Below are 14560 nucleotides of genomic sequence, written 5' to 3' on the forward strand. Positions count from 1 at the left end.
ATTTATAAGCAGGCTGCTTATTACTCATAGTATTCATATTCTCGCTCTATTATATACTTTGGAATTTCATTAATAAACTGAATTCTCTTCGTCCAATTCCCATTTTCATCATAATCGTATTTATAAGTTTCTCTTTCTATCAAACTGTCCTCTGAATTAAACTGTTTCATTTCAATCAGATTACCATTTTTATCAAAATCAGAAAGATACTTGAAAGCTAATCTGTCGTCAGAATACGAGTTCCTTTCAATCTGATTACCATTTTCATCGTATTTGTAAGTATATTTAAAATCAAAGTCACCTTCTAAATCGTACTCTTTCCATTCATTTACATATCCTCTCTCGTTATATTTATAAGTTGTTCTCGCAACTAAATTGCCGTCTGAATTGTACTTATTTGTTTCAATTTGATTTCCATTTTCGTCATATTTGTAAGTATAACTAATAGCCAAACTGCCGTCCGAATTGTATGAGTTTGATTCACTAATATCTCCCTTCTCGTCATATTTATAAGTATATTTAGATTCTAAACTGCCATCTGAATTATACATGTTCTCTTCAATATGATTTCCCTTCTCATCATATTTAGAAATATATTTATATTCTAAGCTACCGTCTGAACCATACGAGTTAACTACAACTCTATTTCCTTTCTCATCATATTCTATCTGCTCATCATTTTGCCAAGAATATTGTTTTGCTCTTTTACCTTTTTCTATTTCTCCAAAACGGTCTACAGCTTCATATGAAATCTCAGTGTATGATTGAACTTCACCTTTTAAATTATCATTCGTCCAATCATTTTCATTTAATTGATTTGAACAGCTATTTAATGTGAAAACCAAAGTAATGGCTAAGGCTAACTTTTGAATTTTATACATCTTACGTCTCTACATTATTTTCAAGTCAATTTGTGGATATGCTTTTTAACACAGGCATATCAACATTCAATTGAGGATGTCCTTATTTCGTAATTAAGTTTTGTTCAATTGCTTCTTAAAATGTTATGGTCAAGATTAAGAAAACTCACTTATTAACAAAGTACGAACATCATATTATGCTAAAGTGAATTATTGATTTAAATCTTCATCAAGTATTGTCCCTTCTTCCTTCGCCTTATTAATTAACCCCCAAAAATCATTGATAGGAATCATTGGGGTGTACTGTCCCCACGTCCATTTTCCATCCATGCGCCCATTTTTGCCAACTATGTAATATCCAATTCGGTATTCAACAACTATCTTATTAGCGTCTTTGGGATTTGCTAATTTACCTTCAATCTTGGTTCGCCTTAGTCTTTCAATGATAAAGTATTTCTCAGGATTATTTTCCTGCTGCATAGTAGTCATGCTTTCAATTTCGAAATACACATTGGCTTTTCGTGAAATATCTTTTGTTTTAACTACTCTCTTTTTCCCTTTTCTTGTTCGGTTGATGAAATCAGCAAAGGATTCTTTCATGATATAATGATTGAATTAAGTTTATTTCCGTGAATTAACTCGACATTTTCCTCATTGACGATTTCATTTAGCCTCAGAGGATTTTGTGTGAAAATTAGTTTTAAACGATACTTTTTAATTTGTTTTACTTCAACAATAAAATCATCAAAATTGTACCTGATGAAAATAACTTGCTTATAAAAGTATATTTTGGTTTTATGGCTTAAAGTTATACACAAAGAAATATAATATCGGGGATTCGATGTCATTAAAGGAGTTTTTAGATAAGAACCATTCTACAATCAATACAACAGGGCATGTTTTAAGTTATTTGCAAAATAACAAAATTCAAAAAAATCAGAGACAGTTAGCACAACTTGAAGTGCTCAATAATTCACTTCTTAATGAGCAGAATGAGTTAAGGAAGAAGGAAGTTGAAAGATTCGAAAAATTGATGGATCAAAATGAAAAGGATAAAAGAGAAAAAGAAAAAAAGGAGAAATTAAAAACGGAGGTGTTAGAATTAGGACCTGCCACCAAATCTTTGTTGAAAAAAATTGAGCATAACAAAGACGAATATGGTGATTTAACAATCAGTTTTTTGCTAAGACATTCAGAATTAAATATCAAAAAAATGCGAGAGCATAAAGGGTTGGTAAATGATATTAACTTCTTTGATTATTTACATGAGTTAGATGAAAAGTATAGTGAGATCAACTCAAATTATGAAGGTGTTATCGAAGAATTTTCAAGTGAGTTGGCTGAATCATTAATTCAATTTCAAAGTGTTGTTTTAGGGGCAGAACTTTTAAGCAAATCAAAAAAGGATGTTCTAAGTGAGCAGAGCGAAAACACTAAAAAGTATCTTAAGAGATTAAAAATAAATATTGCAAATGAATTAAATGGCGGTAGCTCTTTAACAAGTCTTATTACCCATTTGAAGAAATACAATTCACTTGGCGATAAAATAAATGGGATGGGAACATTACACGACTTAAGAGATTATCCTCTACCAATTAGTTTTGATGAAGCACAGTATTTACATGGTTTGTTAACTGAGATAGAGGACGATACGGATACTTTTATAAATGAGGTTGATACTAAGGTTGATGAACTCCTATCAGTGTTTGAAGGTAATGGAGAAGATACTCTTGGCAAAGTTGAGAAAATCATTAAAAAAAATACGGATGTACTCTCAGTTGAGGACTTAGAATTCTTACTTCGTAATTCTTCTAAAGAGGTGGTTTTAATTGCTAAAGAAAAAATAGAAAATGGTTTAGATAAACTGAGAATTGCTTTAAATAATGATAAAAAAATTATAGACAAGGTTCCGATATCTAATCAAGAATTAAAAAGTGAGGGCTACAAAGGATTCAGTCTACCGTCAACAGTAATGAATAGAAATTTTTTTATCAGCGCAGAATACAAAACATCTATAGTAGAAGGGTTTCTAAAATCAAACATAAAGGAATTTATCCCTGAAGTGGACAAGTTGCATAAAATGGCTCTTGGTTTTGGGATGGCTTCATTTTTTTTGTTGTTTATGCTTGTTTTGGCCGATCCTGAACTAAGTAATCAGGTAGAGCTCACTATGATTATATTTCTCTTTTTTATTCCTATGACGTTTTCTTTGATATTTATTTTTCAGTCTCAGAACAAATTAAAGAAGGGTTTAAAGCAACTAAAAAAAGAAGTTGAATCAGAAATTGATGATATAGATCGCAAAATTTCAACTATTAAAATTAATATGAGGTGACATGCTATTGGTAAGGATCAGGCTAACTTCTTAACCTTACCAACCTTATATGTAGAACACCCTACAATCTTTGCTACCTCCCTATCGATAGTTATCTCTATTCGATAATTTCAAATAAATCTTTGAAGCATTATCCCGAATTGGCAATTTAGATGGTCAAGCAGATTAAGAATAGATTGAAATACTATGAAATTGTTGATCACTAAAGAGGAAGGTTAGATATGGAATTGTGTGTTCTAAATGAGGCTAAATAGATAAGGAATGTATCACCTGTTTAATTTAAAGGCTGATTTGAAAACTATCTGTTAAGTATCTGCAACTATCTGTCAATTAAATTAGTGGTGAAGTATACCCTGATTCAGTAGATTGTAAATTACTATTAATAATATCATCTACGTTTCAGCTAAAAGAGAGCTGATTAATTAACAAATCTACATCGGGCTATGCGTTATTCACCATTACTCCTTCTTGCATCCTTTTTTACCTTTTCTTCCTGTTCAACAGAGAGCACTCCTGTTTATCAGTTAAACACATCGGCTGAACCAAATGAGGCAGGGACTGTTTCACCGTCAAATTCAGAAGCTGAAGAGGGTGAATCTATTCAGATAACAGCTTCAGCAAATGTCGGATGGGTGTTTGATCGATGGCAAGGTGATCATGCAGGGATGAGCAATCCTGCAAGTATCTCAATGAATAGTGATAAGAACATAACAGCTCTGTTTGTGAGGAAAGATTATCCACTAACTATTTCGACTGTAGGTGAAGGGGAGGTAGAAGAACAAATTGTATCACAACCAAAGCAAACAGATTATACCTACGAAACAGTTGTTGAATTGATTCCCATTCCAAGTGATGGATGGAAGTTTATTGAATGGAAGGGTGATTTGGTAGGAGGAGAGAGTCCTGTTCAAATTACGATTGATGGGGAAAAAAACGTAACAGCAGTATTCGAACCTATTGCATATTTAGCTAAAAATGGAGTCACAATTATGTGTCCAAATGCAAACTTAGGAGATATTGGGATTGTAAATGGTGTAGAGTATGAAGTTGTATCAAGAGAAAGATTATGGCAAAAAGTTGAAGAAAATGCAGATCTGACTAAAATTTGTGTTTCTAAGATAATAAGAATGTCTGATTTGTTTAAAGATAATGATTTTAACCAAGCTATCGGAAATTGGGATGTCAGTTCTGTAACAAACATGTCGAATATGTTCAGAAATAGCACATTCAATCAACCCATTGGAAATTGGGATGTCAGTTCTGTAACAAGAATGGATTGGATGTTTCATGGAAGTCAATTTGACCAACCAATTGGTAATTGGAATGTCAGCTCAGTAACAAGAATGGATTGGATGTTTGATGGAAGTCAATTTGACCAACCCATTGGGGATTGGGATGTAAGTTCAGTGGTGAGTATGTTTGACATGTTTAATAACAGTCAATTCAATCATCCGATTGGAAATTGGGACGTCAGTAATGTGGAAAATATGGTAAGAGTGTTTTCATTTTCTGTATTTAATCAACCCATTGGAAATTGGGATGTCAGCTCAGTAACAACTATGGAAGCTATGTTTTATGATAGTAATTTTAACCAACCAATTGAAAATTGGGATGTAGGCTCAGTAACAAACATGTATAGAATGTTCTTTATGAGCCCATTCAATCATCCGATTGAAAATTGGGATGTTAGCTCCGTTGCAGATATGGATGGTATGTTCTCAAATAGTCCTTTCGATCAGCCAATTGGAAATTGGAATGTTAGTTCTGTAATAAATATGGATTACATGTTTAATTCGGCAGTCTCATTTAATCAAGATATATCTAAATGGTGTGTTCTGAATATCGATTCTGAACCACAAGGTTTTTCTGATGGTTCACCTTTAGATGAATCTAATAAACCCATATGGGGAACTTGTCCTAATTAAACTCTATCAATTTCAGTATTAATACAAATCAGGTTTCTCCGAACTCTATACTTAAATAAACATGAAAAACTGTTCTATCCTGCTCACCTTCTTTGTTTTAATTTTAACCTCGTGCGGAACTGAATCCACACCTGTATACACCCTTACCACAGTTGTTAACGGTGAAGGAACTGTTACTCCCTCGAGTGGTGAATTTGAAGAAGGTGAAGTGGTAACGCTTACTTCAAATTCAGATGAAGGATGGATGTTTCAAAGTTGGAGTGGTGATGGTTCAGGGTCATCAACTTCAGTTTCTATTAATATGGATTCTGATAAAAATGTAGTAGGGAATTTTCAGCGTAAAGATTATCCATTGAATATTACAGTTGAGGGAGAAGGAACTGTCCAAGAAAGAATCATATCTCAACCAAAAAGTACTGATTACCCATTTGAAACTATTGTAGAACTTACCCCTATTCCCGAAGAAGGATGGGGATTTATAGAATGGAGTGGTGATTTAAATGGAAATGAAGAACCAATACAGATTACAGTTTCAGGAGAAAAAAATGTGATTGTAAAATTTGAGTCAAAAATTAAGACTTTTGGTGGGAGCAAATCTGATGCAGGATCAGATATCATCCAAACAACCGATGATGGGTATATTCTGACGGGAAATACACGTTCCAACGATGGTGATTTCAGTGGGATGAACAAAGGTTCAAACGATATTATAGTAATGAAACTCTCCTCCAACGGAGATATTCAATGGAATAACTCCTACGGTGGTAGTGAATCTGATATGGGAAATAGTATCATCCAAACAACTGATGGTGGGTATGTGTTGACAGGGTTCATAGGTTCCAATGACGGTGATTTTAGTGGGATGAACAGAGGTTCAAATGATATTTTCGTCATGAAACTCTCCTCCAACGGAGATATTCAATGGAACAATACCTTCGGTGGTAGTGGATCTGAGGGGGGGCAAGATATCATCCAAACAACCGATGGTGGATATATTTTGACGGGGAGTACAGGCTCCAATGATGGTGATTTTAGTGATATGAACAGAGGTCCAAATGATATTTTCGTCATGAAACTCTCCTCCAACGGAGATATTCAATGGAATAAGACCTACGGAGGTAGTGGAAATGATGGAGGATCAGATATCATCCAAATAGCCGATGGTAGATATGTTTTGACGGGGTATACACGCTCCAACAACGGTGATTTCAGTGGGATGAACAGAGGTTCAAATGATATTTTCGTCATGAAACTCTCCTCCAACGGAGATATTCAATGGAACAGCACCTTCGGTGGCACTGAATCTGATGTAGGATCAGATATCTTCCAAGCAACCGATGGTGGTTATGTATTAACGGGGAATACACGTTCCAACGATGGTGATTTTAGTGGAATGGACAAAGGAGGTGCCGATAGTTTTGTCATAAAACTCTCCTCCAACGGTGATATTCTATGGAATAACACATTTGGTGGTAGTGAATATGATGTAGGATCGGATATCTTCCAAGCAACCGATGGTGGTTATGTATTAACGGGGAATACAGGTTCCAATGACGGTGATTTCAGTGGGATGAACAAAGGAAGTGTTGATATTTTCATAGTAAAACTCTCCTCCAACGGAAATATTCAATGGAATAAGACCTACGGTGGTGGTGGAATTGATATGGGGTATAGTATGACTTCAACAACCGATGGCAGGTATATTTTGACAGGATTTACAAATTCCACGAGCGGTGATTTCCGCGGTATAGATAAAGGAGATATTTATATATTCGCTATGAAATTCTCCTTGAATGGTGATATAGAATGGTAATATTCAACGTAAGAAGACTATAGGTGTCAGTAAAAGAGAACAAGGTTTAGATATATTCTTCACAATCGGTGGTGGGTATATTTTGATGGGATAAACGGATTCAAACGCAAGCAATAAGATCAGTAGGCTATGGATAGAATCAGACTGAAGTTTTTAACAAGATAGATAGAAAGCATCTCTGCCATAAACAATAAAGGTGCGAATTTGTTTAGAACGATGATTTTCACTGAGTTTCTGTGGGAGTCTAAGAACTGAACTCAAGTAGAAATTTCTTTTGACTTTTTTCAACTAACTATCTTCATAACCTTCCCAACCTTAAAATCGAAGACCCAACGATCTTTGCAGTCGCCCTGATCGATAAGTCTCTCAATCCTTCCGTTTCAAATCAATATTTGAAGCATTGTCTTGAATTGGGAGTTAAGATAGTCTGTCAGATTAAGAATGGGTTGAAGTATTATGAGATCATGGATCACTACAGAACGAAGTTGGATGTGGGGCTGTGAGAACTGAATTTGGATATTAGATAAATTTTGGATGTAAGGCTCAAAAAGAATAATGGTGGCGTGGTATGTGCCTTACCTTGATGAACGGGGATGTCGTTGGAATATGGAAGGCTGAAGGAATGTTAGGAGTTATAGATATGTAGTTTCTATTCTGACCTTCATTCCATTATAGCTATAAAAAGCCCATTAAAGTATCTAAGAGGCAATTAGGAAAATATCAGTTAAGTATCTGCAACTATCTGTTAACTATTTTTTTTACCGATTTTGGGCTTGAAACGTTAAGTTATAATTAAATCAAGATTTAAGAAGTCTTCGGGGACTCATTTAAAATCATACAAATCATCTACGTTATTATGGGGAATCTGTACTATTCATTTGCCGTTATTTTTTCACTATTTCTATTCTTGTCTTGCTCCACAGAGAGTACTCCTGTCTATCAACTATCCGTGGATGTTGAACCAACAGAAGCAGGTAGTGTTACACCGTCAAATTCAGAAGCTGAAGAGGGTGAATCTATTCGAATAACAGCATTAGTAAATGAGCATTGGGTGTTTGACAGGTGGCAAGGAGATCATAGAGGAACGAGTAATCCTGCAAGTGTATCAATGGATAGCGATAAAAATGTAACAGCTCTGTTTGTGAAAAGAGATTACCCATTAACTGTTAATGTTGAAGGGGAAGGTTCAGTAGAAGAGAAAGTTGTGAATACAAAAAACACTGACTATGAACATGGTACTGTAGTTGAGTTAACAGCAGTACCTACAGACGGTTGGTATTTTTCTCATTGGAGTGGATCTGTTGAAAGCGAAGAAAACCCTGAAACCCTTGAAGTTGACTCAGAGAGGGAAGTCACCGCAGTTTTTGAAAGAAGAGACTATCCGCTTACAATAAATATTGAAGGAGAGGGAACAGTATCTGAAGAAGTTATTCAAGCCAAAACTACAGAGTACCCATATGAAACTGTTGTTCAATTAACAGCAAATCCATTAGATGGGTGGAGTTTTATAGAATGGAGTGGTGATTTTTCAAGTAATGAAAGTCAGATTAACATTTCTGTAAATAATGAATTAGTAGTTAAAGCATTGTTTGAAAAGACATTTTACTTACATGATAATGGAATTACCATAATGTGTCCGAATGCAAATGTTGGAGAAAAGGGAATTGTAGAAGGGGTCGAGTATGAGGCGGTTGACAAAAATTTAGTAATTCAGCGATTAGATGAAAATAAAGATTTAACTAAGGTTTGTACTTCATTGGTAATAGACATGGTAGACCTTTTTAGAAATAGAGACTTTAATCAACCTATAGGAAATTGGGATGTAAGTAATGTAACTGATATGAGTGGTTTGTTTTGGAATTCCAATTTTGACGAATTATCTAATTTTAACCAATCAATAGAGGAATGGGATGTTAGTAGTGTAAAATCTATGTATGCGATGTTTAGAGGAACGGTTTTTGATAAAAATATTGAGAAATGGGATGTAAGTAATGTAACAGGAATGTCTTCCATGTTTAGGGAATCACAATTCAATCAGCCCATTGAAAGTTGGGATGTTGGGAATGTTACACAAATGTCGGGTATGTTTGTAGGTGCTGAATTTAATCAACCATTAAATAAATGGGATGTAAGTAATGTAGAACGTATGAGTATGATGTTTAACTCCGCTGAATTTAATCAACCTATAGGAGATTGGGATGTTAGCAGTGTAGTAGATATGAGTAATATGTTTTTTATTAATTCTACTTTTAATCAACCAATAGGGAATTGGGATGTAAGTAACGTGGAAAATATGAGATTAATGTTTCACACTTCTGTGTACAATCACCCTTTGGATGGTTGGGACGTGGGTAAAGTTACTAATACGGTGGGAATGTTTGCACGCTCTTCTTTTAACCAACCAATAGGGAATTGGGATGTCAGTAATGTTGAGAGTATGTACAATATGTTTGGACACTCGCCATATAATTATCCATTAAATGAATGGGATGTGAGTAATGTTTCTGAAATGGATCTCATGTTTAGGAATACCAATTTTAATCAACCAATAAATAAATGGTGTGTTTCGAACATAATATCTGAACCAAGCGATTTTGCTACAGATAGCCCTCTCGTTGAAGAAAACAAACCAATATGGGGAACTTGCCCTGAATAATACATTTATTTTTACTGATGCGAATTATGAACCCCAACCTTTATGATACGATTTATGAATAATTTTAAGCTTTCTCTAAACTTGCTGATTTTTATGTCACTAATAGTGATCGCATCATGCAGTGATTCTCCATCAAACACAGAGCCTGAAGAATTAGGTGAAATTTCAATTACAAACATTTCAAATGGGGACATTTTAAGCGGTGAAGTAGATTTGAATTTATCAATAAATGCCGCTGATGAGCTGAATCAAATTATTATTAAAGTGAGAGGAAACAAAATTGCTTCATTACAACCCAATGAAAGTAATTTTAGTTTAACAACTTGGGAATTCGCAAATGGTAATGCAGAGGTGAAATTAGAAGCCATTACTACTAACGGAGATTTAATAAGCAGTACAACTAATGCAGTCTTTGAAAATTATCTATTTAAGTGGCAAGTTGGAAACTTTGTAAATGACTTAACTGACAACCCATTGGATGATCAAGTTTATTTAATTGCATCTAAACCAAATGGGGAATTAATAGGAATAGAAGAAATTACGAGTAAATCACATGAGTGGGTTGGTATTGGGGCTCCTGAGGAATTTGATTTTAATCTACCGAGCTACTTTAACCTGACATTAATGCATACGTGGTATTATTCTAATAATAGTGATTACAAATATTTGAAGTTACAATCAGTAACAGGAAATGAAATATGGACAGAGATTAATCAGGATGAACTTGGAGGATTTCCATCAGTCAGTAAATTTAATGATTCCTACCAAGAAGATTTAAGAACCATTGAAAATAACGAGGATAATATATATATAATGGAGCCATTTCCATCAGTTAATTCAAATTCTGAACATGAAGGGGGAGTAAACGTAATTGTTGAAAACATAGAAGGGAGTGGGTCTAATTGGTTCTTAGTATATGTAGGGAAGGGAGATCAAAATAGCGGATATGAATATTTCCAATTTAACGAAAATAATGATTTATATGATTATGAGTTAAATATTGATGTTGCAAATCATTCGTCAGATATTCTAATTGAACATAAACTTTCATCAAGTTTTTATTTTATAGAAAACGCAATAAAGGATTCAACTTATACTATAGATTATAATGATGATAGAATAGGTACAGTTGAAAGTTCGTTACTAATACCCAATAATTTGAATTTTATTTTTAACGGAATTTATGTTCGATATGGCGAGAATAGATATGTCTACTCATTAACTAATTTTATTACGGACAGGACTACAAATATTCCACGAGTTAAACATTTTACCCCTACAAATGCAGAGGTAGAGGAGCATATCGTTCAGCTTTATGATGAATTAAATAGTAATTCTGAAACCACTATTTATTATGAGCAAAGATCGATTGGTAATATAATTAACGAACTTGATTTAATTGATGTTAAATACGAATTGATAAATATTGATAACGAGCATTATAATATTTTCAATGAAGGGGATGCAGACATTTATAGGTATAATAATTATTACGCAGGTGAAACCTACACCTCTCAGTGGGAAGTTTTTTCATCATCTGACATACATGAATTTGCTTATCCAAATATTTCTGATTTTCTAAGTGATATTGCACCACAATTTGAATGGTCAGATTTAAATTTGACAAACTTAGAATATTATAAACAATTAAATTCTGATGAAAACATCATCCTCCTGAAGCAATTCTTGATGTATCAAGGTTTATCTACAGAAAATACTTCTTCTATGTCCATTCGATTTTGATTCGCATTTGTTAGTTAAGTGTTAACTCATTCTTTAAAAGCACAGAAGAATTTTTAAGTAATGTTGGAAAAGAATCAACGGACACCGATTCCTTTCCGCCCTCGGGCAGGAGAAACAGCACACATTTCTTACTCGGGAAAGTAGGATCTATGTATTTCTGTAGGTCCTCAATACTAATTAATTTCTTCATCTTATTGCCGTTGCAAGCTTTCTTAAATTTTCTCTTGGATTTGGGTGTCAAGAAAGAATAGAGAACCTGAATTCTCATAATCATATCCTTGACTTCATTGATTGTATATGTTCTATCCTGATCCATTCATCTATTTATTAAATTTCCGTTTATAGGTCGTTCTGAGTTTTACTCATCTCATTGTATCACTTGCTGAATTGGGGTCGGCAGAATTGAAATATGGAAGCCTCATGAGGAATTGTAATGGTAGTTGACGGGTGTGGAATTATAAAAGAGAATCACCAAAATGATCCTCCTGTATTTTGATTTCAAAATTGGATTAAAAACCCAAATGCGCAGTAGATTGGAACCGTCTTTCAACGATCCGATTTCTCTTTTGTAGCTGTTTGAACGAAGTGTCGATATCAACGTCGTTAATCTTTGCAAAAAGAAACAGTTCTTTTAAATCTGCAGGATTTAACTTCATTTCCACCCACTCTGATTCTCTATATTTCTCGGGGAATTCCTCTTGAAATATGAACTCATAGAAATCAATCGGGAATTGGTCATTGTAGTTGTCAGCTCTGATTTCCTCAAGTACATCCACCCTTTGGTTTCTAAGTACATTGGATGGAATTCGATCAGGTGTATTTGTTGTCGAAAGAACGAGTAGATTCTCCCTAAGTAAGGAATTATCCAAGATGTTCAATAATCCAATATGCCCGTCTCGACCTGTCACAATGGATGCGACTTCTTCAATTACGAGAACAATGAGTCTATTTTCTACAACTCTGTTAAGGGTCAACAGCCCGAAGTCATTAAGCAGCTTAACATCTTGAGAACTACCAATTCTAATTATGATTGCGTCAAGTTCGTCAATGAGCAAAAAATTTATTGCATAATCAATAAATCGACTCTTGCCAACCCCATGTCTACCATATAGTAATATAGACCTCTTAAACCCTAAATTATTATTCTGATAGAATTCTTTGTTGTTTAAAAAATTGATTATGCCTTCATGTACTCGTTTCAAGGTGCTGTTATACTCGTGGGTCGGAAAGTAATGGCTACCGAAATACTTAGTCCGATTTTCTTTCTGTAGCAGACGCAAGTACTCTGATCCCATTTCCCTATAAAGGTCAGGCTCATCACCGAGAGCTTCGAGTAGATCCATCATATCTTCATCGGCATCATTATAATTTTCTCGTGCAGATACTTTTGATAAAACGAAATTATCTTGACGAGTAGAAGACGGATAATATATGCCTGATGGAATTTCAGATTCAATCGTATGAGGGGGGAATGACAGAAGGGGTCCCTGATCTAATACGACGTTCTTGTATTTCTTTGAGTTGTTAATTGAGAAGTACTTTTTCGCTTCTGTTAATAGGTGAGCAACGGTATTATCAGATTTTTTGGAGGTTGACGATGTGAATGTGGTCAAGGTTTCCATAGGCACATTTTTGATTAGGGATGGGAATTTTCATGCCTTTAAAGATAAGAGATTTAACCTTTGATCACATCCATATCTTCCCAGAAAATAATGGTTTATAAACTAAATAATTAAGGTTAGATTAGTAGTGGCGTATTCAAAATATGAAAGCTGTATTATTTCAGATTGTAGATTTTAAAGTACTAATTCATAGTCAGGCTATTATTCTTTATAGTTTGCAGGAATACGTTATTTGAATTACTATTTAAAAAATTTAAGTGTGCGGTACCCTAAATGGAATTATATGTTATAACTCAGAATGATTTTATTGAGAACTGCTAAAAAATAACAACATCACTAATTACTATTGAGAGAAAAATGGAAATAAAGGACGTGACAGGATTAAGCGATCCACTTAAGAAATTGATTGAGGTAATATCTCAAGGGGTTGGTGCAGTATTCAAGCCGTATTTAATCAGAAAAACAGCTGATGCTAAAGCATATGAAATAAAAAAAATTTCTGATGCAATAAAAGTGAATCAAGTTAATCTAAAAGAGATCACTTACTCTGATAACCAATTAAGTCTTACTTCAATAGATAGAAAGGAATTAAAAACAGAAGATACTTTAGAAGTACGAGCAGAAAATAGAAATCAATTTCAAGAGCAGAAAAAACAAAAAAACATAGAAAATATAACTCAAAAAGCTGCTCAGCAGTTGGGGAATGAGGAAAATGTTTCAAAAGAACCTGTAGATGAAGATTGGACGACAAGGTTTTTTAATTATGCAGAGGAGATTTCAAATGAAGAAATGCAAAATTTATGGGCTCAAATTTTAGCAGGGGAAATTAAAAGACCAAATTCATATTCATTAAGAACCTTGCAAGTTCTTAGAAATCTATCAAGGGAAGAGGCTTTTATATTTGCCAAAGTAGCAAATTATGCAATCAAATCTCAAAATGAATGGTTTGTATATAATGAGAAAAATGTATTAAAAGATTTTGGAATAAGTTTTAAAGAGACAACCTTATTACAAGAGATTGATCTATTGCATTCAGGAATAAGCTATAATTTAGATAAATCATCATCTGTTGTAAGTGCGAACTTCATAGTAGGAAACAAATTTGTGGTTGTTGAGAAAAAACCTAATGCCCCAAGAATAAATTTCTCAATTTTATTATTTACTTCAATAGGTAGTGAAATGCTCAATTTAATTCAGCCAAAACCTGATTTTAAGTATATACAGAAATTAGCTTCCGATTTAAGATCTAATGATATTACTGTGAAGTACGCAGATATTCTTGAAAGAAATGACAGTAAAGTAAAATATTCTAAACCATTAATGGATATACCTGAATTATAACCAACAGATTCTGCTAATGGGATTCACGTAGTATACTATGGTCAGTGTTGATATATACTACAGATATTGCGTCAGAAGCCATGCGTTATATGAGTAAGGGTTATTCATTGTAATAATCAATTTCTCCCCTATTTTAATTTGAAGCATTTAGAATCAAAATATGAAAGTCGTTCTATTTTAGTTTATACCACTTCTTCAAAAATGCTAAATACCCCTGCTTATCGTGGTGTTCTTCAATTTGATCAATTTCAAAACAGATTACAGA

General features: G+C 33.8%; 9 protein-coding genes. 6 read left to right on the plus strand and 3 right to left on the minus strand.

Features of this window, described 5'->3' with window-relative positions; all coding sequences use genetic code 11:
- Positions 1–20: 20 nt before the first annotated feature.
- Both CWD77_RS07785 and CWD77_RS07790 read right to left on the minus strand, forming a co-directional pair.
- The gene (locus CWD77_RS07785; protein WP_101073006.1) at positions 21–881 is read right to left on the minus strand and encodes a hypothetical protein; all 861 of its coding nucleotides are present in this window, start codon (positions 879–881) and stop codon (positions 21–23) included.
- Positions 882–1070: 189 nt separating this feature from the next.
- A complete protein-coding gene (locus CWD77_RS07790) occupies positions 1071–1460 on the minus strand; it encodes a hypothetical protein (protein ID WP_101073007.1) in 390 nt (129 codons plus the stop codon).
- Between the two features lie 241 nt (positions 1461–1701).
- Here CWD77_RS07790 and CWD77_RS07800 point away from each other — a divergent pair, with 241 nt between their 5' ends.
- The 5 genes from CWD77_RS07800 to CWD77_RS07820 all read left to right on the plus strand — a co-directional run bounded on the left by CWD77_RS07800 (position 1702) and on the right by CWD77_RS07820 (position 11332).
- Complete coding sequence (locus CWD77_RS07800; protein ID WP_101073009.1) at positions 1702–3195, plus strand: hypothetical protein; 1494 nt, start codon at positions 1702–1704, stop codon at positions 3193–3195.
- Between the two features lie 443 nt (positions 3196–3638).
- Positions 3639–5120 (plus strand): BspA family leucine-rich repeat surface protein, encoded by a 1482-nt coding sequence (locus tag CWD77_RS07805; protein ID WP_101073010.1) that lies wholly within the window; start codon positions 3639–3641, stop codon positions 5118–5120.
- Positions 5121–5181: 61 nt separating this feature from the next.
- The gene (locus CWD77_RS07810) at positions 5182–6933 is read left to right on the plus strand and encodes an InlB B-repeat-containing protein (protein ID WP_101073011.1); all 1752 of its coding nucleotides are present in this window, start codon (positions 5182–5184) and stop codon (positions 6931–6933) included.
- Between the two features lie 949 nt (positions 6934–7882).
- The gene (locus tag CWD77_RS07815; protein ID WP_165779107.1) at positions 7883–9589 is read left to right on the plus strand and encodes a BspA family leucine-rich repeat surface protein; all 1707 of its coding nucleotides are present in this window, start codon (positions 7883–7885) and stop codon (positions 9587–9589) included.
- A gap of 54 nt (positions 9590–9643) precedes the next feature.
- Positions 9644–11332 (plus strand): hypothetical protein, encoded by a 1689-nt coding sequence (locus CWD77_RS07820; RefSeq protein ID WP_101073013.1) that lies wholly within the window; start codon positions 9644–9646, stop codon positions 11330–11332.
- A 509-nt stretch (positions 11333–11841) separates the two neighbouring features.
- Here CWD77_RS07820 and CWD77_RS07830 read toward each other — a convergent pair.
- Positions 11842–12954: an AAA family ATPase gene (locus CWD77_RS07830; RefSeq protein ID WP_101073015.1), complete on the minus strand. Its 1113-nt coding sequence runs from the start codon at positions 12952–12954 to the stop codon at positions 11842–11844.
- Between the two features lie 357 nt (positions 12955–13311).
- Here CWD77_RS07830 and CWD77_RS07835 point away from each other — a divergent pair, with 357 nt between their 5' ends.
- Positions 13312–14295 carry a DUF2806 domain-containing protein gene (locus CWD77_RS07835; protein ID WP_101073016.1) on the plus strand — a complete coding sequence of 328 codons (984 nt, stop codon included), beginning with the start codon at positions 13312–13314 and terminating at the stop codon, positions 14293–14295.
- Positions 14296–14560 lie beyond the last annotated feature (265 nt).

This window comes from Rhodohalobacter barkolensis (assembly GCF_002834295.1).
GTDB classification, from domain to species: domain Bacteria; phylum Bacteroidota; class Rhodothermia; order Balneolales; family Balneolaceae; genus Rhodohalobacter; species Rhodohalobacter barkolensis.

Coding starts and splice junctions, on each gene's coding strand:
- CWD77_RS07785 (WP_101073006.1), bottom strand. CDS start 881: ATGTATAAAATTCAAAAGTTAGCCTTAGCCATTACTTTGGTTTTCACA.
- CWD77_RS07790 (WP_101073007.1), bottom strand. CDS start 1,460: ATGAAAGAATCCTTTGCTGATTTCATCAACCGAACAAGAAAAGGGAAA.
- CWD77_RS07800 (WP_101073009.1), top strand. CDS start 1,702: ATGTCATTAAAGGAGTTTTTAGATAAGAACCATTCTACAATCAATACA.
- CWD77_RS07805 (WP_101073010.1), top strand. CDS start 3,639: ATGCGTTATTCACCATTACTCCTTCTTGCATCCTTTTTTACCTTTTCT.
- CWD77_RS07810 (WP_101073011.1), top strand. CDS start 5,182: ATGAAAAACTGTTCTATCCTGCTCACCTTCTTTGTTTTAATTTTAACC.
- CWD77_RS07820 (WP_101073013.1), top strand. CDS start 9,644: ATGAATAATTTTAAGCTTTCTCTAAACTTGCTGATTTTTATGTCACTA.
- CWD77_RS07830 (WP_101073015.1), bottom strand. CDS start 12,954: ATGGAAACCTTGACCACATTCACATCGTCAACCTCCAAAAAATCTGAT.
- CWD77_RS07835 (WP_101073016.1), top strand. CDS start 13,312: ATGGAAATAAAGGACGTGACAGGATTAAGCGATCCACTTAAGAAATTG.